The organism is Kitasatospora sp. NPDC034023 (genome assembly GCF_055575795.1).
Map to the genome: position 1 here is coordinate 119,369 of NZ_JBVIRY010000007.1, position 20,861 is coordinate 140,229.

The following is a 20,861-nucleotide window of genomic DNA, read 5'->3' on the forward strand; positions in this document are numbered from 1 at the left end:
GGCCACCGCAGCCTACGCACCGCCACTGACAACCCCTCACCGCCCCGGGTGGCCTGCGCCGTGACCACCGCCCTGCCACCCCTCCCCACCGCCGTCGCCGACGCCCTGGGGCGGCTCGCCGTTAGGCCGAGCACCCCGTACGAACAGGGAGAACCGGGCGAAATTGACGCGACAGGGTGTGCGGGGCGGTGCTAGCTTCCGCGGCATGGAAGCCCTGAGTGAGAACGAGATCCGCGCGTCCTTCGTCAACTGTTCCAAGGGCGAGGCCCGTCGGCTCAACCTGCCCCGGGGCCTGGCCGAACTGCCGTGGGAGAACCTGGACTTCCTGGGCTGGCGGGACCAGGGCGCGCCCGACCGCGCCTACCTGGTGGCCCCGCACGGCGGCGAGCTGGTCGGTGTGACGCTGCGGGTGCCGACGGTCCGGCGCAGCCTGACCAAGACCAACGTCTGCTCGCTGTGCATCACCGCGCACGCCGGCAGCGGCGTCGCGCTGCTCGCCGGCCGGCGGGCCGGCGCGGCCGGGCGCGAGGGCAACACGGTCGGGACGTACATCTGCGCCGACCTCGCCTGCTCGCTCTACGTGCGCGGGCTGAAGAAGTCCGCCCTGGTCACCCGGCCCGAGGAGTCGCTGTCGCTGGAGGACCAGGTCGCCCGGACGATGAGCAACCTCGACGCCTTCCTCGCCAGGGTGCTCACCGACACCGCCGCGTAGCCCGCCGTGTAGCCCGCCTGGTGAAGCGTCGCGCAGCCGGCCGCGTTGAGCGCCGCGTAAGGGCTCTCACTGCCCGCGCAGCTGGTCCAGTTCGCGGCGCTCCCGCTTGGTCGGGCGCCCGGCCCCGCGGTCCCGCTCCCCGGCCGCCGCGACGAACTCGCGCGGCGGCCGCGGCGGGCTGTTGTCGACCAGGCACTCCGCCGCCACCTCGGCGCCGACCCGCTTGCGGATCAGCTTGCGCACCTCGACGACCCGCTCGTGGTTCTCCTCGCGGACCCGGACCTCGTCCCCGGGCTTCAGCGCCTGGGCCGGCTTGGCCCGCTCACCGTTCACCCGGACGTGCCCGGCCCGGCAGGCGGCCGCCGCCAGCGCCCGCGTCTTGACCAGCCGGACCGACCAGATCCAGCTGTCCACCCGCACGCTTCCCTCGTGTTCAGCCATCCTCGGAGCCTACCCAAGCGATCCGGTCCGGTCGGGGGTTACCAGCGGCCGGGGGCTTACGCGGCGGTCGGGGCCTACGCGGCGGTCGGCGCTTCCTGCACCGCCCAGCCGTTGCCGTCCGGGTCGTTGAAGAACACGAAGTTGTTCCAGGCCTCGCCGTGCCCGTTCACCCGGGCTCCCGCCACGAAGTGCTGGACCGGGCTGACCGGTACGCCCCGCGCCGCCAGTTCGGCGTGGGCCTTCTCGATGTCGGCCACCACCAGTTGGAGGCCCTTGACCGAGCCGGGCGGCGAGTCGATCACCCCCTGGCCCACCACGATGGAGCACGGCGAGCCCGGGGGAGTCAGCTGGACCACCCGGACCCCGTCCCGCAGGCGGGTGTCGTGGTCCACCGTGAAGCCGGCCTGCTCCTCGTAGAAGAGCTTCGCGCGGTCCACGTCGGACACCGGGACCACTACGACTTCGAGCTTCCAGTCCATCGCCCTCACCCCTCTCGGTCGGGCTCTTCCAGTATCCGTCCGGCGGCGTTCTTCCAAAACAGTTCCCCGGTGTCCGTCCGATAGCCTGAGAACACGATGAATCCCCAGACCACGCCCGCCGCGACCCCGTTCTCCACCCCGTGGGGCACCTTCGACCTCACCCGCTTCCCTGCGGACCCGCGCGAGCGGCTCCGGGCCTGGGACGCCGCCGACGAGTACCTGCTGCGCCACCTCGCGGGCGAGGCGGACAGCGCGTCCGGCGCCGCGACCGAGCTGGCCGGCCGCCGGATCGCCGTCCTCGGCGACCGCTGGGGCGCGCTGACCACCGCGCTCGCCGAGCACCGGCCGGTCCAGATCTCCGACTCCCACCTCGGCCGGCAGGCCACCCTGGCCAACCTGGCCCGGGCCGGCGCCGCCGTCGACCAGGACCGGCTGCTCACCACCCGGGACACCCCGCCGGAGCGGATCGACGTGCTGCTGGTGCGCGTCCCCAAGAGCCTGGCCCTGCTGGAGGACCAGCTGCACCGGCTCGCCCCCGCGATCCACGCCGGCACCGTGGTGATCGGCGCCGGCATGGTCACCGAGATCCACACCTCCACCCTCCAGCTCTTCGAGCGGATCCTCGGCCCGACCCGCACCTCGCTCGCCGTCCGCAAGGCCCGGCTGATCTTCTGCACCCCCGACCCGGCGCTCGACCCCGGCCCCAACCCGTGGCCGCACCGCTACGCGCTGCCGTCGGACATCGGCCCCGCGTCCGGCCGTACGGTGGTCAACCACGCCGGCACCTTCTGTGCCGAGCGGCTCGACATCGGCACCCGTTTCCTCCTCGCCCACCTGCCGACCCCCGCCCCGGGCGCCCGGGTGGTGGACCTCGGCTGCGGCAACGGCGTGGTCGGGACGGCCGCCGCGCTGGCCGGGCCCGGCGCGGAGCTGGTCTTCGTGGACGAGTCGCACCAGGCGGTGGCCTCCGCCGAGGAGACCTTCCGTACCAACCTGGGCCCGGACGCCCCGGCCGAGTTCCGCGCCGCCGACGCGCTCGCGGCGGACGTGGTCGCCCCCGGCTCGGTGGACCTGGTGCTCAACAACCCGCCGTTCCACTCCCACCAGGCCACCACCGACGCCACCGCGTGGCGGATGTTCACCGGCGCCAAGCGGGCGCTGCGGTCGGGCGGTGAACTCTGGGTGGTCGGCAACCGTCACCTCGGCTACCACGTCAAGCTGCGCCGTCTCTTCGGCAACTGCCAACTCGTGGCGGGCAACCCCAAGTTCGTGGTGCTGCGCGCCGTCAAGCGCTGACCGGCGGCTGACCGGCGCCTGGCCGGCGGCTGACCGGGGACTCACCGGCCCGCGGCCGCCCCGCCGGGCCCCGGCACATACTCCTTGCATGGATTTTCCCCCGCGCGTATATTCATGCCACGACTAAGGAGGAACGCCATGGCATTGCGAGTCGCCGTCGCCGGAGCGAGCGGGTACGCGGGTGGCGAGGTGCTGCGCCTGCTGCTCGGCCACCCGGAGGTGGAGATCGGGGCGCTGACCGGCGGCTCGAACGCGGGCACCAGGCTGGGCGCGCTGCAGCCGCACCTGATCCCGCTCGCCGACCGCGTCCTCGAGCCCACCACCCCCGAGGTGCTGGCCGACCACGACGTGGTGTTCCTGGCGCTGCCGCACGGCCAGTCCGCCGCCGTCGCCGAGGCCCTCGGCCAGAACGTGCTGGTGGTCGACTGCGGCGCCGACTTCCGGCTCAAGGCCGCCGCCGACTGGGAGCAGTTCTACGGCTCCGCGCACGCCGGCACCTGGCCCTACGGCCTGCCCGAACTCCCCGGCCACCGCGCCGCGTTGAAGGGCAGCAACCGGATCGCCGTGCCCGGCTGCTACCCGACGGCCGTCTCGCTCGCGCTGTTCCCCGCGTACGCGGCCGGACTCGCCGAGCCGGAGGCCGTGGTGGTCGCCGCCTCCGGTACCTCCGGCGCGGGCAAGGCCGCCAAGCCGCACCTGCTGGGCAGCGAGGTGATGGGCAGCGTCAGCCCGTACGGCGTCGGCGGCGTCCACCGGCACACCCCCGAGATGATGCAGAACCTCAGCCCGCTCGCCGGCGAGCCGGTCACCGTCTCCTTCACCCCCACCCTCGTCCCGATGCCGCGCGGCATCCTCGCCACCTGCTCGGCGAAGGCCAAGCCGGGTGTGACCGCCCAGAGCCTGCGCGCCGCCTACACCGAGGCGTTCGCGGACGAGGCCTTCGTCCACCTGCTGCCCGAGGGGCAGTGGCCGCAGACCAGCAGCGTCTACGGCGCCAACACCGCCCTGGTCCAGGTCGCCCTGGACGCCGCCGCCGGGCGGATCATCGCGATCAGCGCGATCGACAACCTGGTCAAGGGCACCGCGGGCGGCGCGGTGCAGAGCATGAACATCGCCCTGGGCCTGCCCGAGGAGCTGGGCCTTCCCGTGAACGGAGTCGCACCGTGAGCACCGGCAACAACGTGAGCACCGGCAACAACGCCAGCCCCGGCGCCAACCCGGGCCCCGGCGCCAACGTGGGCGTGACGGCCGCCAAGGGCTTCCGCGCCGCCGGGGTGACCGCCGGCATCAAGGCCTCCGGCACCCCGGACCTCGCCCTGGTGGTCAACGACGGCCCCTCGCTCGCCGCGGCCGGCGTCTTCACCGCGAACCGGGTCAAGGCCGCGCCGGTGCTCTGGTCCGAGCAGGTCCTCAAGGGTGGCCAGGTCTCCGCCGTCGTCCTCAACTCCGGTGGTGCCAACGCCTGCACCGGCCCGCTCGGCTTCCAGGACACCCATGCCACCGCGGAGAAGGTCGCGGAGGAGCTGAAGCTCAACGCGGGCGAGGTCGCGGTCGCCTCCACCGGCCTGATCGGTGTCCGGCTGCCGATGGACATCCTGCTGCCCGGGGTCGCCCTGGCGGCCGGGGCGCTCAGCGAGACCGGCGGGGAGGCCGCCGCGATCGCCATCAAGACCACCGACACCGTGCACAAGACCGCCCAGGTCACCAGCCCGGCCGGCTGGACGGTCGGCGGCATGGCCAAGGGCGCGGGCATGCTCGCCCCGAGCCTCGCCACCATGCTGGTGGTGCTCACCACCGACGCCGCCGTCGACAGCGCCGCCCTGGACGCGGCCCTGCGCGGCGCCACCCGCTCCACCTTCGACCGGATCGACTCCGACGGCTGCATGTCGACCAACGACACCGTGCTGCTGCTCGCCTCCGGCGCCACCGGCATCACCCCGGACCAGGCCGAGTTCGCCGAGGCCGTCCGCACGGTCAGCGGCGATCTGGCCCGCCAGCTGATCGGCGACGCCGAGGGCGCGAGCAAGGACATCCGGATCGACGTCACCGGCGCCGCCACCGAGGACGAGGCGGTCGAGGTCGCCCGGACGATCAGCCGCAACAACCTGCTCAAGTGCGCCATCCACGGGGAGGACCCCAACTGGGGCCGGGTGCTGGCCGCGATCGGCACCACCTCCGCCGCCTTCGACCCGAACCGGCTGGACGTCGCCATCAACGGCGTCTGGGTCTGCAAGGACGGCGGCGTGGGCGAGGACCGCGACCTGGTGGACATGAAGGGCCGCGAGGTCGTCATCACCGCGGACCTCAACGCCGGCACCGCGGGTGCCTCGGTGTGGACCAACGACCTCACGGCCGACTACGTCCACGAGAACAGCGCCTACTCCACCTGATCCGCGACATCCGTTCCGACGAGGGAAACCCGTGCAGATCGCACCCAAGGGCGAACAGGCCCGCAACAACACCGCGTTGCCCAAGGCCATGACCCTGATCGAGGCGCTGCCATGGCTGGAGCGCTTCCACGGCAAGACCGTCGTGATCAAGTTCGGCGGCAACGCCATGGTGGACGACGAGCTCAAGGCGGCGTTCGCCCAGGACGTCGTGTTCCTCCGCTACGCCGGGCTGCACCCCGTCGTGGTGCACGGCGGTGGCCCGCAGATCAGCGCCCAGTTGGACAAGCTCGGCCTGGAGTCCAGCTTCACCAACGGTCTGCGGGTCACCACCCCGGAGACCATGGACGTGGTCCGGATGGTGCTGGCCGGCCAGGTGCAGCGCGAGCTGGTCGGCCTGCTCAACGGGCACGGCCCGTTCGCCGTCGGCATGACCGGCGAGGACGCGCACACCATGACGGCGGTGAAGCGCTACGCGGTGGTGGACGGCGAGCAGGTGGACATCGGCCTGGTCGGCGACATCGTCAACATCGAGGCCGGCGCGGTGAAGGCGCTGATCGCCGACGGCCGGATCCCGGTCATCTCCTCGATCGCGCGCGGCACCGACGGCCACGTCTACAACATCAACGCCGACACCGCCGCCGCCGCCCTCGCGGTCGCGCTCGGCGCCGAGATGCTCGTCGTCCTCACCGACGTCGAGGGCCTCTACAAGGACTGGCCGAACTCCGACGACGTGATCAGCCAGCTCAACGCGAGCGAGCTGGAGGAGCTGCTGCCCGACCTGGCCAGCGGCATGCTCCCCAAGATGGAGGGCTGCCTGCGCGCCGTCCGCTCCGGCGTGGGCACCGCCCGCGTCCTGGACGGCCGGGTGCCGCACAGCCTGCTGCTGGAGATCTTCACCGACGAGGGCATCGGCACGATGGTCGTGCCGGACGACGAGCCGACCGTGACCGGGGGACTGGCATGACGCACAACGAGCAGCTCACCGAGCGGTGGCAGCACACCTTCACCGACAACTACGGCACCCCCCGGATCCCGCTGGTGCGCGGCGCGGGCAGCAAGCTCTGGGACGCCGACGGCAAGGAGTACACCGACCTGCTCGGCGGCATCGCCGTCAACGCCCTCGGCACCGCCCACCCGGCCGTCGTCGAGGCGGTCGGCCGGCAGATCGCCACCCTCGGCCACGTCTCCAACCTCTTCATGGCCGAGCCCACCATCGCCCTCGCCGAGCGGCTGCTGCAGCTGGACGGCCGGGCGGGCGGCCGGGTGTTCTTCTGCAACTCCGGCGCCGAGGCCAACGAGGCGGCGTTCAAGATCAGCCGGCGGACCGGCCGCACCCACCTGGTCGCCCTCCAGGGCGCCTTCCACGGCCGGACCATGGGCGCCCTCGCGCTCACCGGCCAGCCCGCCAAGCAGGACCCGTTCCGCCCGCTGCCCGGCGACGTCACCCACGTCCCGTTCGGCGACGTCGAGGCGCTGCGCGCGGCCGTCACCACCGACACCGCCGCGGTCTTCCTGGAGCCGATCCAGGGCGAGAACGGCGCGATCCCGCTGCCGGACGGCTACCTCAGGGCGGCCCGCGAGATCACCCGGGCCACCGGCACCCTGCTCGTGCTGGACGAGATCCAGACCGGCGTCGGCCGCACCGGCCACTGGTACGCCCACCAGGCCTTCGAGGGCGTCGAGCCGGACGTCGTCACCCTGGCCAAGGCGCTCGGCGGCGGCCTGCCGATGGGCGCCACCCTCGCCTTCGGGGAGGCCGCCGAGCTGCTCACCCCGGGCCAGCACGGCACCACCTTCGGCGGCAACCCGGTGGCCGCCGCGGCCGGGCTCGCGGTGCTGGACACCATCGAGTCCGAGGGCCTGCTGGAGCACGTCCGCAAGCTCGGCGAGCGGCTGCGGCACGGTGTCGAGGCGATCGGCGACCCGCTGGTCTCGCACGTGCGGGGGGCCGGTCTGCTGCTCGGCATCGTGCTCACCGCGCCGGTCTCGGCCCGGGTCCAGGCCGTCGCGCAGGAGGCCGGCTACCTGGTCAACGCGGCCGTCGCGGACGCCGTCCGACTCGCCCCGCCGCTGGTGCTGACCGAGCAGGAGGCGGACGCCTTCCTCGCGGCCCTGCCGGGCATCCTCCGGACGGTGCGCGAGAACGCCCCGACCGATGCGAGTTGACCGTCGTCCGGGAGAATAATCACATGACCGCTTCCCACTCCGGCCCCTCCGCCACCGGCCCGACGCCGCAGGTCCCGCAGACCCGCACCGCGCGCCACCGGCGGATCGTGGACCTGCTCACCCGCCAGCCCGTGCGTTCGCAGAGCCAGCTCGCCAAGCTGCTCGCCGACGACGGACTCGTGGTCACCCAGGCCACCCTCTCCCGGGACCTGGACGAGCTGGGCGCGGTCAAGATCCGCAACCGGGACGGCGCGCTGATCTACGCCGTCCCGGCCGAGGGCGGCGACCGCACGCCGCGCGCGCCGATGGGGGAGTCGGCCAGCGAGGGCCGGATGGCCCGGCTGGCCGGTGAGCTGATGGTCTCCGCGACGGCCTCCGGCAACCTGGTCGTGCTGCGCACCCCGCCGGGCGCCGCCCAGTTCCTCGCCTCGGCGATCGACCAGGCGGAGGTGTTCGAGATCATCGGCACCATCGCCGGCGACGACACCGTCCTGCTGATCAGCCGCGACCCGGCCGGCGGCCAGGCGCTCGCCGACCACCTCATGCAACTCGCCCAGGCGAAGGCGCAGTAGCGCCCGGACTCCGGCAACCCGGGCGTGACCCCGGCACAGCCCGCCGCAACTCCCGGCGCGACCCCGGCCCGACGGATCCCGTCCGGCCGGGTTTCGGCGTTTCAGGGGTTTTGTGTTTCATACGCTGTCGTGCATACTTATGCTATCCGCTGCACATGTCTGAAGGAGCCAACGCGATGACCGCCCAGCAGTCCTCCGACGTCCGCCTCTGGGGCGCGCGCTTCGCCGACGGCCCGTCCGAGGCGCTGGCCAAGCTGTCCGCCTCGGTCCACTTCGACTGGCGCCTCGCGCCGTACGACATCGCCGGCTCCAAGGCCCACGCCCGGGTCCTGCACAAGGCCGGGCTGCTCTCCGACGACGAGCTGGCCGCCATGCTGGACGGCCTCGACCGGCTGCTCGCCGACGTCCAGGCGGGCACCTTCACGGGCACCGTCGCCGACGAGGACGTCCACACCGCCCTGGAGCGCGGCCTGCTGGAGCGCCTCGGCGCCGAGCTCGGCGGCAAGCTGCGGGCCGGGCGCTCGCGCAACGACCAGATCGCCACCCTGTTCCGGATGTACCTTCGGGACCACGCGAAGACCATCGGCGGCCTGCTGCTCGACCTCCAGCAGGCCCTCGTCGGCCTCGCCGAGGCGCACCCGGACACCGCCATGCCGGGCCGCACCCACCTCCAGCACGCCCAGCCCGTGCTCTTCGCCCACCACGTCCTCGCGCACGTGCAGGCCCTCGGCCGGGACGCCGAGCGGCTGCGCCAGTGGGACACCCGCACCGCCGTCTCGCCGTACGGCTCCGGGGCGCTGGCCGGCTCCTCGCTCGGCCTCGACCCGCAGGCCGTCGCCGCCGACCTCGGCTTCGAGGGCGGCTCGGTCGGCAACTCCATCGACGGCACGGCCTCGCGCGACTTCGTCGCCGAGTTCGCCTTCGTGACCGCGATGATCGGGATCAACCTCTCCCGGATCGCGGAGGAGGTGATCATCTGGAACACCAAGGAGTTCGGCTTCATCACGCTGCACGACGCCTTCTCCACCGGCTCCTCGATCATGCCGCAGAAGAAGAACCCGGACATCGCCGAGCTCGCCCGGGGCAAGTCCGGCCGCCTGATCGGCAACCTGACCGGCCTGCTGGCCACCCTCAAGGCACTGCCGCTGGCCTACAACCGGGACCTGCAGGAGGACAAGGAGCCGGTCTTCGACTCCTGCGACACGCTGGAGGTGCTGCTGCCCGCGTTCACCGGGATGATGGCCACCCTCACCGTGCACCGGGAGCGGCTGGAGGAGCTCGCCCCGGCCGGCTTCTCGCTCGCCACCGACATCGCCGAGTGGCTGGTCAAGCAGGGCGTGCCGTTCCGGGTCGCGCACGAGGTGGCCGGCGCCTGTGTCAAGGCCTGCGAGGCCCAGGGCATCGAGCTGTCCGACCTGTCGGACGAGCAGTTCGCCGCGATCTCCGAGCACCTGACGCCGGAGGTGCGCTCGGTGCTCAGCGTGCACGGCGCCATCGCGTCCCGGAACGGGCGCGGCGGCACCGCCCCCTCGGCGGTCGCGGTCCAGCTCGCCGAGGTGAGGGCGGACCTGGCGCGGCAGCAGGAGTGGGTCCAGGGCTGACCGGAGGTCGGCAGGCAGGGGGCGCGGCGGTCCGACCGGCGCGCCCCTCCGGCGTCCGCGCCACGGCCCGGGCGTAACCGGTCCGGCCGCCGGGCGTCATGCACGGTGTGTGCGCCACCCTTCCCGCCGTCCCCTCCGCCGAGGACGTCTACCTCGCCGAACGCCGCCGCCGCGTGGTCCGCGAGACCGTCGCCGCCCTGCCCGGCCGCTGCCCGCAGCTGATCGCCGCCCTCGCCGAGGACCCGCCGCCCACCTACCGCGAACTCTCCGAGCGCCTCGGCATGCCCCGCGGCTCCATCGGCCCCACCCGCTCCCGCTGCCTCGCCTGCCTGCGCACGCTGCTCCACGCGGAGCGGTACCCGTGAGGCGCGGGGGTGACGTCGTGCGCGTCCGTCCGTACTCCCCGGCTCGCGTTCTCCGCCGTGCGCCCCGCTCCACCACCCCCTCCCCGACCGGGGTGACCCTGCTCACGTCTGTCCCCCCGAAGGTTGAGGGAAGCTGACACCCGGGTAGAGCGCTGGCGAACGCAGCTCTTGACGGTGACGCGATCACTCGGATACTGAGCGTGAGCGCGCCACCCTCTGCGCGCCGGGCACGACGACTGGGGAGGCCCCTCCACATGGGCATGAGCGTGATCATCTCGGCCGCGGCGGTCGAGGACGCGGAGCAGATCCTCAAGCTCCAGTACCTCGGCTACCAGTCCGAGGCCGAGCTGTACGGCGACTGGGCGATCGAGCCCCTGACGCAGAGTCTGGAGAGCCTGCGCGCCGAACTGGCCGAGCAGCACTTCCTGGTCGCCCGGCTGGGCGACGAGGTGGTCGGCACCGTCCGCGGCCGCGTCGAGGCCGACGGCGTCGGCCGGATAGGGCGTCTGGTCGTCCACCCGCGGATGCAGCGCCACGGCCTCGGCGGCCGCCTGCTGGACGCGCTGGAGCGCCGGCTCGCCGAGGAGGGCCCGGTGTCCGCCTACCGCCTGTTCACCGGCCACCGCAGCCTCGGCAACCTGCGGCTGTACGCCCGCCAGGGCTACCGGCAGACCCGGGTCGAGCAGGTCAACGCCCGGCTGAGCTTCGTCCACCTGGAGAAGCCCGCCGCCGCGGAGCTGGCCGCGACGGCCTGAGCCCGACGGCCGCACCCCACACCTCGCCCCGCCGCTTGGCGCCGCCACCATCCGGACGATCCGGTGGCGGCGCCGAGTCGTATCACTGCTGGTCACAGCGTTAGATGTCCGCATTGCGGACAGCGCCGTCAAACAATTGGGCGTACCTCGAACCATCTGTTTTACTGGCTCACATGACTGCGACGACGAACTGGACCCCCACCGGCACGCTGCCGGCAGGTGAGCGTGCCATGTGCCGTCGAATGTGTCACTGCTGAGGGCCATCGCCCCCGGCACCCCTCCGCGGGTGCCTTCTCCTCGCGCCCCGAAGCGAGACTCCGGCGCCGCTCCCGCCTGTCCGAGCGCGCCCATCCTCCCGGACCCCTCCCTTCGCCATGCCCGCCCACGTGCGGGCGCCGGTGACTCCTAAGGGCCACGCCGTCGCGCGGCCCGGCCGCCCAGCGGCCACGATCAAGGGGTGGCAGGTCCGGATCCCCCCGGCGAAGCGCCGTAAGAAGCCGTCGACCGCAACCCGGTCGGGCGGTCGACCCACGCCGCCCGCCCCCGACCCCCCGGAAGCTGCTGTGATCACCACCACGGACCTCACGAAGGTCTACCGCTCCCGAGGCCGCGAGGTGACCGCCCTCGCCGGCGTCGACCTGCACGTCCGCCCGGGCGAGGTCTACGGCGTCGTCGGCACCAGCGGTGCCGGCAAGTCCACCCTCATCCGCTGCGTGAACATGCTGGAGCGCCCGACCTCCGGCACCGTCACCGTGGACGGGGTCGAACTCACCGCGCTGTCCGGCGGCGAGAACCGCGCCGGACGGGACCTGCGCGAGGCGCGCCGCCGGATCGGCATGGTCTTCCAGCACTTCAACCTGCTCTCCTCGCGGACGGTGCAGCAGAACGTCGAACTCCCGCTGGAGATCGTCGGCCTGGACCGCACCCAGCGCCGTCGCAAGGCCGCCGAACTGCTCGACCTGGTCGGCCTCGGCGACAAGGCCCGCAGCTACCCCAACCAGCTCTCCGGCGGCCAGAAGCAGCGCGTCGGCATCGCCCGCGCCCTGGCCGGCGACCCCAAGGTGCTGCTCTCCGACGAGGCCACCTCGGCGCTCGACCCGGAGACCACCCGCTCGATCCTCAAGCTGCTGCGCGACCTCAACCAGCAGCTGGGCCTCACCGTCCTGCTGATCACCCACGAGATGGACGTCATCAAGTCCGTCTGCGACTCCGCCGCCCTGATGCGCGGCGGCAAGGTGGTCGAGTCCGGCGAGCTCACCGACCTGCTGGCCGAGCCCGGCTCCGAGCTGGCCCGCGAGCTGTTCCCGCTCAGCGAGTTCGGCACCGGCCACCCCTGCTCCACCGTGCTGGAGATCACCTTCCAGGGCGACACCCCGGCGCAGCCGTTCGTCTCCCAGCTGGCCCGCACCTACCAGATCGACATCAACATCCTCGGCGCCGCCGTGGAGACCGTCGCCGGCCGGATGGTCGGGCGCATGCGGGTCGAGCTGCCCGGCAACCACCAGGACAACGTGGTGCCGATCGGCTACCTGCGCGAGCAGGGCCTGCAGGTGGCCCTCCTCGGCTCGGACGGCATCGGCGCGGCGAACGGAGCGGTGGCATGACCTGGGACCAGATGCAGGAGCTGATGTGGCCCGCCACCCAGGAGACCTTCCAGATGGTCGGGGTCGCGACCGTCTGCACCGTCCTTCTCGGGCTGCCCCTCGGTGTCCTGCTGGTGCTCACCTCCAAGGGCGGAGCGCTGCAGAACCAGCCGGTGAACAAGGTGCTCGGCGCGGTCGTGAACCTCGCGCGCTCGATGCCGTTCATCATCCTGATGATCGCGCTGATCTCCTTCACCCGATGGCTGACCGGCAACTCCCTCGGCTGGCAGGCGGCCACCGTGCCGCTGACCGTCGGAGCGATCCCGTTCTTCGCCCGGCTGGTCGAGACCTCCGTCCGCGAGGTGGACCGGGGCCTGATCGAGGCCGTCCAGGCGATGGGCGGCAGCACCTGGACGCTCGTCCGCAAGACGCTGGTGCCCGAGGCCCTTCCCGGCATCGTCGCCTCGATCACCACCACCGTCATCGCGTTGATCGGCTACTCCGCGATGGCCGGCACGGTCGGCGGCGGCGGCCTCGGCGACCTCGCCTACCGCTACGGCTACCTGCGCTTCGAGACCGCCTTCATGTGGATCATCGTGGCCGAGATCGCGATCATCGTCACGATCATCCAGCTGGCCGGTGACTACGCCGTGCGCCGCCTGGCGAACCGGGGCCGCGGCGGCGGACGCACCCGCCTGCTCCGCCCGCGTGCCGCCACCACCGCCGACGAGGACCTCGTCGCCTCCTAGACCTCCCTCGTCCGACCTCCGGACGCGGCTCCCCGCATCACGCAGAAAGGCACTTTTCGTGCGCAACGTTCTGAAGTTCACCAGCGTCCTCGCCACCGCCGGCCTCGCCCTGTCGCTGGCCGCCTGCAGCAGCTCGGGCTCGTCCTCCTCGGACCCGAACGCGCCGCTCAAGGTCGTCGCCAGCCCCACCCCGCACGGGCAGATCCTCAAGTTCGTCAAGGACAACCTCGCGGACAAGGCCGGCCTCAAGCTCGACATCAAGGAGGTCACCGACTACGTGACCCCCAACACGGCGGTGCAGGACGGTTCGGCCGACGTCAACTACTTCCAGCACGTCCCGTACCTGGAGGACTTCAACAAGAAGAACGGCACCGACATCGTCTCCGTCGAGGCGGTGCACCTGGAGCCGCTGGGCGTCTACTCCAAGAAGGTCAAGGCGATCGCCGACCTGTCGGACGGCGCCACCATCGGCCTGCCGAACGACGCCACCAACGAGGGCCGCGCGCTCAAGCTGCTCGCCGACAACAAGCTGATCACCCTCAAGGACGGCGCCGGCACCGCCGCCACCCCGGCGGACATCACGGGCAACCCGAAGCACTTCAAGTGGAAGGAGCTGGAGGCGGCCCAGCTGCCCCGCTCCATCGCCGACCTCGACGCCGCCGTCATCAACGGCAACTACGCCCTCGACTCCGGCCTGAAGCCGGCCACCGACGCGCTGGTGCTGGAGAAGGCCGACGGCAACCCGTACGCCAACATCCTCGCCGTCAAGAAGGGCAAGGAGAACGACCCGCGGGTCAAGAAGCTCGCCGAGCTGCTGCACTCCGACGAGGTCAAGAAGTACATCAACGACACCTTCCAGGGCTCGGTCATCCCGGCCTTCTGATCCGTCGTACCGCCGTACGCCGCACCGCCCGACCGGGCCCCCGCCGCACCTCGGCGGGGGCCCGGTCGGGCAGTATGCACCAGGGACGCCCCGGGCGACGGTGTTCTGACGTACCGTCGTGCGCGCGGCGCACCACGTGGTACCCGGAGTGCGACGGAGGCGTACGGTGTTGTGTTCACGACCCGGCGAGGAGAGACGGCATGGCAGCGAGCTTCCCCGAGACCGCCATCAGCACCGAACGGCTGCTGCTGCGACCCCTTGCGGATGACGACGCCCCCGGCCTGGCCGCGATGATGGCCGACGACCTCGTCCTGGCCTGGACGGACCTCCCGCACCCCTTCAGCGAGGCGTACGCGACCGAGCTCGCCCGCACCCTCGCCCCCGCCCACCGGGCCGCCGGGCGCGGCATCGTCCTCGCCGTCACCGAACACCTGACCCAGCGCCTGGTCGGCCTGGTCGAGCTGCGCAACACCGACTGGCGGCTGCGCAGCACCGAGATCTCGTACGTCACCGCCGCCTGGGCGCGCGGCGAGGGCTACGCCCCGGAGGCCGTCCTCGGCGTCGCCCAGTGGCTGTTCGAGGACCGCGGCTTCCTGCGTCTGGAGATGCGCACCGCCGCCGGGAACACCGCCGCCCAGCAGGTCACCCAGAAGATCGGTGGTATCAGCGAGGGCGTGCTGCGCAGCGCCTGGATAGTGCGGGGCGAGTCCGGCGAGGTGGTCGAGGAGAGCCGCAGCGACCTCATCCTGTGGAGCCTGCTCCCCGAGGACCTGGAATCGCCCGAGCTGCACCGGGACGGCTGGCACGGCGACCACCGCTACGTGCTGCGCGACTGAACCGGCGCGGGACTGAACCCGCGGGTCCGGACCCGCGGGACTGAAGCCGCGCGACCGGATCCGCACGACACTTCCGTCGGCCACCCGCTCGTCACGGACATGTGTACGGGATGTCGGCCCCTGGGGGATCACACCCGGTAGCCTCTGACCGGCGCCGTGGACGGCGCAGCGAGTGGCGCACCGAGTCGAGGGAGAACGGCCGCAGATGGCTGACCGGATCACGGTCATCGGGTGGGACGGCACGCCGCTGACCGAGGCCGCCGGTGCGGCCCTCGCCGCGGCGACCCTGGTGGCCGGAGCCCCCTACCAACTGAGCGCCCTCCCGGTGCCGGAGGCCGCCGAGCGGATCGCCCTCGGCGACATCCGGCAGGCCGCCCGTCGGATCGCCGAGCACCGCGGCGCCGCCGTCGTGGTCGCCGAGGGCGACCCGGGCTTCTTCGGCGTGGTGCGCACCCTGCGCCGTCCCGAGTACGGCCTCGAACTCGAGGTGCTGCCCGCCGTCTCCTCCGTCGCCACCGCGTTCGCCCGGGCCGGCATGCCCTGGGAGGACGCCCAGGTCGTCAGCGCCCACGGCGGCCGGCTGCGCCGCGCGGCCAACATCTGCCGGGCCCACCCCAAGGTGGCGGTGCTCACCGCCCCGGGTGCCGGGCCCGCCGAACTCGCCCTGATGCTGCGCGGGGTGCACCGGACCTTCGTGGTCTGCGAGGCTCTCGGCACGCCGGAGGAGGACGTCACCGTCCTCACCTCCGACCGGATCGCCGACCACGTGTGGCGGGACCCCAACGTGGTGCTGGTGATCGGCGGCGGCGCCCGGACCGGCGCGGTGGACCAGGCGGCCGGCTGGCTGGCCGGGCGCCCGATCGGCTACCCCGGCGCGGAGCGCGGCTGGGCGCTCCCCGGTGACGCCTACGCGGGCGCCGGGCGCACGGGTGGTGAGACGGGCGCGTCGGACGCGCTTCCCGCGCACGTACGCGCCCTGGTGCTGGCCCGTCTGGGTGCACGTCCCGGGGACCTGGTCTGGTCGGTCGGCGCGGGCAGCGGCGCCCTCGCGGTGGAGGCGGCCCGGTTCGGCGCCGCCGTGGTCGCGGTCGAGGCCTCCCGCTCGGCCTGCGCCCGGCTGACCGTCAACGCCCGCCGGTACGGCGTCGAGGTGGAGGCCGTCCACGGGAGCGGCCCCGAGGTGCTGGGCGGCCTGCCGGAGCCGGACGCGGCGGTGGTGGAGTCCGGCGGACCGGATGTGGTGCGGGCGGTGCTGGCCCGCAAGCCGGAGCGGTTCGTCGCGCTGGCCCGGACCTTCGCCGAGGCGGAGGAGGTCCGCCGGGCGATCGGCGAGGCCGGCTACCGGGCGGACGGCGCGCTGCTCCAGTCGACCCCGCTGCGGTCCGCGGGGGAAGGCGGCGGGCTGGAGCTGGGGGCGGGCGCAACCGGCGCGCTGGTGCTCTGGGGTGAGCAGATCGTGTGAAGGCCTCGGGCGCGCGCCGGGGCCGTACGGTGGCGCGGGCGGTGGCACGGACATGGCGCGCGCGCCGCCCGGACGGTGATCCAGGTCGCATCCGGACACCGATTCGAGAGGTGACCGCGCCGGGCCGGTAGTGTGACGTCCTGGGCGGCTGCAGTGGTCGGCGACCCACCCGATTCGGTCGGTTTGTCACCTTTTTGACGTGGTGCAACCCGCTTCCGCTCGGAGTGTGGGCAATTCGACGAGCCTCGTGCCGGACCTGGAGAATGCCGTAGGGTCCGGTGCGGTCGTGCCGGTTGCTCCGGGTTGTCGTTGTTTCAGACGACGCGCCGCTCCGTGTGGGCGGTGCGCAGGGCCGGGGTGCCGCAGCGCGCCGGAAGGACTTGGGCCGCAGCGCCACGGCGCGGCGGCCGCGTGTGGTTGAGGGGCGGGTCGGTGCAGGCCCGGCCCGTGCGGATGGGCGCTGCGATCGGTGATCGTGTCGCCAAGGGCGCGGCAGCGGCCTGGAAGGAGCTTGACAATGACCGATGGCGGCCACGTCCCGGGCGAGGGAATGCCGGAGCACCTGAACGCCGGGCCGGACCCGCTCGGCGGACCGGAGGGCGTCGCGGGCGTTGCACCTCTGCAGGGCGTCGCGACGGACGGCGGAATGATCCCGAACCCGGCGACCCCGGTCGGCGGCATGCCCGGTGGGATGCCTGGCGGCATGCCTCCGGGTGCGGGCGTCATCCCGCCGCAGGCCCAGCACGGCTACGCCGCCCCCGGCGTGCCGTCGCCCGGTCTCCCCGGCGAGGGGTGGGCCGTCGACCAGGGCGCCCCGCGCCCGGCCTTCCACTTCCTCGACCAGCCCGACACGCCGGACGGCCTGGACGACGAGGACGACGTCCTGCTGATGCCCGGCCCGCAGGGCTCCTGGGGCGAGCCGATGGCGTCCGTCCCCGCCGAGCAGATGCCACTCGCACCGCAGCACGACGGCACCCCGGTCGAGCCGTCCTGGCCGCCGGTGGACCCGCCGGTGCTCGGCGCCGAGCACGTCCAGCAGCAGCCCGTCCAACTGCAGCAGCACGCGCAGCAGCAGATGACGCAGGCTCAGCAGCCGCGCCGCCCGCTGCACGCCGGCCCGCCGATCCCGGACCCGTCGCTGATGACCGGCCAGGTCCCGGTCCGCTCGCTGGCCGACCGCGGCCCGTCGCAGGGCGGCACGCCCGCGCACGGCATCCCGGTCGTCGGCCGGCCGCCGATGGCCGAGGCCACCGCCCCGGCTCCGGCCGTCGCGCCGCAGGCCGTTCCGACGGCGCCGGTGCCGCCGGTCGTTCCGCTGGTCCCGGGTACTCCGGTGGCGGACGGTCAGCAGGTGCCGCTCGCCCAGGCCGTGCAGCAGGCGGTACAGGTGCCGCTGGCTTCGCCGCCGGTCGACGCCGTGTTCGCCGTCGAGACGGTCGGGGCGATCGAGGTGATCGAGGTCGTCGAGACGCCGGAGGCCACTCCGGCCGTCCAGGGTGACCAGGCCCTCCAGGATGCCCAGGCCGCGCAGGCCGTGACGGCGCCCGAGGTTGCCGCGGAGGCCGTGGCCGTCGCGCCGCAGGCCGTCGTGGTCGAGCAGGTCGCCGAGCAGGCCCCGGCCGAGGCTTCTGCCGCGCCTGTGGCCGTGGCCGTCGCGCCCGTCGTCGTCGACGGTGCCGGCGAATCCGTCGCAGCCGAATCCGTCGCAGTGGAGTCCGTCGTTGTCGACGGTGCCGCCGAGCACGCCGAGGCCGCCGCTCAGGCCGGTCCGCCGCGCCGGATCTCCGCCTTCCTCGCCGCGCCCACCCCGCACGGCCTGCCCAAGGTCGAGGCGACCGGGCAGGCCCCGGCGGCCGAGGAGGCGGCGCCGCAGCAGCCCGCGCCCATAGCGGCCGCCGACGCCCCGCAGGCCGTCGAGGGCGGCGAGCCCGTCCAGGCCGCAGCCGCTGCCGAGCCGACCGAGCCCGTCCCGGCCGCCGAGGCTGTCGAGGCCGCTGCGGTCGCGCCGGAGACGGTCGCCGCGCCGGTCGCCGAGACCGCCGCGGGCACCGGTGAGATGCCGTCCGGTCAGGCCGTCAACGAGCCCGCCGCCGAGCCCGAGCAGCCGCAGCAGGCTGCGCCGGCCGAGACCCCGGCGGAGGCTCCTGCCGAGCCGGTCGCCGAGCAGGCCCAGGCCCCGGCCGAGGCGCCCGCCGACGCCGTCACCGAGCCGGTGGTCGAGCCCGCAGCCGAGCCCGCCGTCGCGGCCGAGGCCGTGCAGCCCGCCGAAGCCGTCGCCCAGGAGGCGGAGCAGCAGCCCGCCGCCGAGGTCGCCGAGGCGGTCGTCGCGCCCGCCGAGAGCGGTGCCGAGGCTACTGCCGAGGTCCCTGCCGAGAACGCCGGTGAGAGCGGTACCCAGAGTGGTGCCGAGGCCGTCGCCGAGCAGGTGCCCGCCGTCCCGGAGGCCGAGACCCCGGCGGAGGCCGCCGCCGAGCCGGTCGGTGAGCAGGGCCAGGCCCCGGCCGAGGCTCCCGCCGCTGCCGAGGCCGACGCCGTCGCCGTCGCTGCCGAGGCTGCCGCCGCCGAGGCCGCCGGGCAGGCCCCCGAGTCGCCCGTCGTCGAGGAGCCGCAGCCCGAGCAGCCCGCCGACCAGCAGGCCACCGCCGACCGGCAGGCCGCCGAGGAGACCGTCACCGAGGTGTCCGCCGCCGACCCGCAGGCCGCCGAGGAGCAGCCGCTGGAGGAGCAGCAGCCCGAGGAGCCCGCCGAGCCGCGCGGCCCGGCCGCCCCCGGCTACGACGAGGCCGGCCGCGAGGCCGTCCACCAGGTGCTCCGCGAGCGCCGCGACATCCGCAAGGGCTTCCGCCCGGACCCGATCCCGCACGAGGTGCTGATCCGCGTCCTGGAGGCCGCCCACACCGCGCCCAGCGTCGGCTACTCGCAGCCCTGGGACTTCGTGGTGATCCGCTCGGGCAAGACCCGCAAGCGGATGCACGCCCTGGCCGAGCGCCAGCGCGAGGCGTACGCGGACTCGCTGCCCAAGGGCCGGGCCAAGCAGTTCAAGGAAATCAAGATCGAGGCCATCCTCGACACCCCGGTCAACATCGTGGTGACCGCCGACCGCACCCGCGGCGGCCGGCACACCCTGGGCCGGCACACCCAGCCGCAGATGGCCCCGTACTCGGCCGCCCTGGCCGTCGAGAACCTCTGGCTGGCCGCCCGCGCCGAGGGCCTGGGCGTCGGCTGGGTGAGTTTCTTCGACGACGAGGAGCTGGTCCGCGAGCTCGGCCTGCCGGAGCACCTGGAGGTCGTCGCCTACCTGTGTGTCGGTTACGTCGACTCCTTCCCGGACGAGCCCGAGCTGGAGCAGCAGGGCTGGGCCAAGAAGCGCCCGCTGTCCTGGGTCGTCCACGAGGAGCAGTACGGCAACCGCGCGCTGCCCGGTGAGGAGCCGCAGAGCCTGCTCGCCGACACCCTGCGCGGCATCCGCCCGCTGGACGCCAAGGCGCTCGGCGAGGCCTGGGACCGGCAGAAGCGGATGACGAAGCCGGCCGGCTCGCTCGGCATGCTGGAGATCATCTCCGCCCAGCTGTGCGGCCTGTCCCGCAAGTGCCCGCCGCCGCTCCCGGAGCCCGCCTGCGTGGCGATCTTCGCCGCGGACCACGGCGTGCACGCCCAGGGCGTCAGCCCCTGGCCGCAGGAGGTGACCGCCCAGATGGTCGGCAACTTCCTGGCCGGGGGAGCGGTGATCAACTCCTTCGCCAAGCAGATCGGCACCGAGGTCTGCGTGGTCGACGTCGGTGTGGCCGCCGAGCTGCCGGACGCCGTCCAGCAGGGCCGGGCCACCGGTCTGCTGCCGCGCAAGGTCCGCCCCGGCACGGCCGACATGACCCAGGGCCCGGCGATGACCCGCGAGGAGGTTCTCAAGGCCATCGAGGTCGGCATCGAGACCGCCCGCGACCTGGTCGCGGCGGGCAACAAGGCACTGGTCACCGGCGACATGGGCATCGCCAACACCACCGCCTCGGCCGCGCTGATCTCGGTGTTCACCGGTCTCGACCCGGCCGAGGTGACCGGTCGCGGCACCGGCATCGACGACGAGACCCACGCCCGCAAGATCGAGGTCATCCGCGCCGCGCTGGCCCTGCACCAGCCCGACCCGAGCGACCCGGTCGGCGTCCTCGCCGCCGTCGGCGGCCTGGAGCACGCGGCCATCGCCGGTTTCCTGCTGGGCGCCGCCTCGCTGCGCACCCCGGTGGTGCTGGACGGTGTCATCGCCGGTTCGGCCGCACTGGCCGCCAAGGCGATCGCCCCCGAGGTGCTGGCCGCCTGCATCGCCGGCCACCGCTCCGCCGAGCCCGGCCACCAGGCCGCGCTGGCGAAGCTCGGTCTGCGTCCGCTGATCGACCTGGACCTGCGGCTCGGCGAGGGCACCGGTGCCCTGCTGGCCCTGCCGCTGGTGCAGAGCGCGGCACGGGCGATGCACGATGTAGCCACCTTCGATTCCGCCGGGGTCACCGAGAAGGCCTGACGCACACCTCGCACCGCTCCGCGGACCGGCCCGAGGGCGCCGGCCCGCGGAGCGGCGTCTC

General features: G+C 73.6%; 18 protein-coding genes. 16 read left to right on the forward strand and 2 right to left on the reverse strand.

All coding sequences use genetic code 11. The annotated features are described in order from the left end of the window. The first annotated feature begins 205 nt into the window (after positions 1–205). Positions 206–712: an FBP domain-containing protein gene (locus ACZ52R_RS13280; protein ID WP_465661813.1), complete on the forward strand. Its 507-nt coding sequence runs from the start codon at positions 206–208 to the stop codon at positions 710–712. Between the two features lie 66 nt (positions 713–778). Here the strand turns inward: ACZ52R_RS13280 and ACZ52R_RS13285 are convergent, their stop codons facing one another. Both ACZ52R_RS13285 and ACZ52R_RS13290 read right to left on the reverse strand, forming a co-directional pair. Then, positions 779–1,153, reverse strand: coding sequence for an RNA-binding S4 domain-containing protein (locus tag ACZ52R_RS13285; protein ID WP_360498389.1), 375 nt, complete (start codon positions 1,151–1,153; stop codon positions 779–781). A 74-nt stretch (positions 1,154–1,227) separates the two neighbouring features. Continuing rightward, a complete protein-coding gene (locus ACZ52R_RS13290; protein ID WP_360498391.1) occupies positions 1,228–1,632 on the reverse strand; it encodes a VOC family protein in 405 nt (134 codons plus the stop codon). A gap of 96 nt (positions 1,633–1,728) precedes the next feature. On the opposite strand from ACZ52R_RS13290, the gene ACZ52R_RS13295 reads away from it, so the two are divergent. The 15 genes from ACZ52R_RS13295 to cobT all read left to right on the forward strand — a co-directional run bounded on the left by ACZ52R_RS13295 (position 1,729) and on the right by cobT (position 20,800). Further along, entirely contained in the window at positions 1,729–2,928 is a 1,200-nt protein-coding gene (locus tag ACZ52R_RS13295) for a methyltransferase (protein WP_465753476.1), read from the forward strand. A gap of 138 nt (positions 2,929–3,066) precedes the next feature. Next, positions 3,067–4,095 (forward strand): N-acetyl-gamma-glutamyl-phosphate reductase, encoded by a 1,029-nt coding sequence (gene argC / locus ACZ52R_RS13300; RefSeq protein ID WP_465753477.1) that lies wholly within the window; start codon positions 3,067–3,069, stop codon positions 4,093–4,095. Between the two features lie 68 nt (positions 4,096–4,163). After that, the gene (argJ, locus tag ACZ52R_RS13305; RefSeq protein ID WP_465662026.1) at positions 4,164–5,318 is read left to right on the forward strand and encodes a bifunctional glutamate N-acetyltransferase/amino-acid acetyltransferase ArgJ; all 1,155 of its coding nucleotides are present in this window, start codon (positions 4,164–4,166) and stop codon (positions 5,316–5,318) included. 88 nt (positions 5,319–5,406) lie between these two features. After that, positions 5,407–6,282, forward strand: a complete 876-nt coding sequence (gene argB, locus ACZ52R_RS13310; protein ID WP_360498539.1) for an acetylglutamate kinase — start codon at positions 5,407–5,409, stop codon at positions 6,280–6,282. Then, complete coding sequence (locus ACZ52R_RS13315) at positions 6,279–7,484, forward strand: acetylornithine transaminase (RefSeq protein WP_465753478.1); 1,206 nt, start codon at positions 6,279–6,281, stop codon at positions 7,482–7,484. The genes argB and ACZ52R_RS13315 overlap by 4 nt, the downstream gene beginning before the upstream one ends. Before the next feature lie 23 nt (positions 7,485–7,507). Continuing rightward, positions 7,508–8,056, forward strand: coding sequence for an arginine repressor (locus ACZ52R_RS13320; RefSeq protein WP_360343103.1), 549 nt, complete (start codon positions 7,508–7,510; stop codon positions 8,054–8,056). Positions 8,057–8,232: 176 nt separating this feature from the next. Continuing rightward, positions 8,233–9,657, forward strand: a complete 1,425-nt coding sequence (gene argH, locus ACZ52R_RS13325) for an argininosuccinate lyase (RefSeq protein WP_465753479.1) — start codon at positions 8,233–8,235, stop codon at positions 9,655–9,657. A 107-nt stretch (positions 9,658–9,764) separates the two neighbouring features. Then, the gene (locus ACZ52R_RS13330) at positions 9,765–10,022 is read left to right on the forward strand and encodes a sigma-70 RNA polymerase sigma factor region 4 domain-containing protein (protein ID WP_360498401.1); all 258 of its coding nucleotides are present in this window, start codon (positions 9,765–9,767) and stop codon (positions 10,020–10,022) included. Positions 10,023–10,276: 254 nt separating this feature from the next. Beyond that, a complete protein-coding gene (locus tag ACZ52R_RS13335) occupies positions 10,277–10,777 on the forward strand; it encodes a GNAT family N-acetyltransferase (protein WP_465616999.1) in 501 nt (166 codons plus the stop codon). A 563-nt stretch (positions 10,778–11,340) separates the two neighbouring features. Then, entirely contained in the window at positions 11,341–12,381 is a 1,041-nt protein-coding gene (locus tag ACZ52R_RS13340; protein WP_465753480.1) for a methionine ABC transporter ATP-binding protein, read from the forward strand. Beyond that, a complete protein-coding gene (locus tag ACZ52R_RS13345) occupies positions 12,378–13,109 on the forward strand; it encodes a methionine ABC transporter permease (RefSeq protein ID WP_465617003.1) in 732 nt (243 codons plus the stop codon). Before ACZ52R_RS13340 ends, ACZ52R_RS13345 begins: the two co-directional genes overlap by 4 nt. 58 nt (positions 13,110–13,167) lie before the next feature. After that, the gene (locus ACZ52R_RS13350) at positions 13,168–13,992 is read left to right on the forward strand and encodes a MetQ/NlpA family ABC transporter substrate-binding protein (RefSeq protein WP_465617005.1); all 825 of its coding nucleotides are present in this window, start codon (positions 13,168–13,170) and stop codon (positions 13,990–13,992) included. A 200-nt stretch (positions 13,993–14,192) separates the two neighbouring features. Then, positions 14,193–14,828, forward strand: coding sequence for a GNAT family N-acetyltransferase (locus tag ACZ52R_RS13355; protein ID WP_465661821.1), 636 nt, complete (start codon positions 14,193–14,195; stop codon positions 14,826–14,828). Positions 14,829–15,033: 205 nt separating this feature from the next. Continuing rightward, positions 15,034–16,290, forward strand: coding sequence for a precorrin-6y C5,15-methyltransferase (decarboxylating) subunit CbiE (cbiE, locus tag ACZ52R_RS13360; RefSeq protein WP_465617009.1), 1,257 nt, complete (start codon positions 15,034–15,036; stop codon positions 16,288–16,290). Positions 16,291–16,807: 517 nt separating this feature from the next. Next, positions 16,808–20,800 carry a nicotinate-nucleotide--dimethylbenzimidazole phosphoribosyltransferase gene (cobT, locus tag ACZ52R_RS13365; protein WP_465753481.1) on the forward strand — a complete coding sequence of 1,331 codons (3,993 nt, stop codon included), beginning with the start codon at positions 16,808–16,810 and terminating at the stop codon, positions 20,798–20,800. Positions 20,801–20,861: the final 61 nt, after the last annotated feature.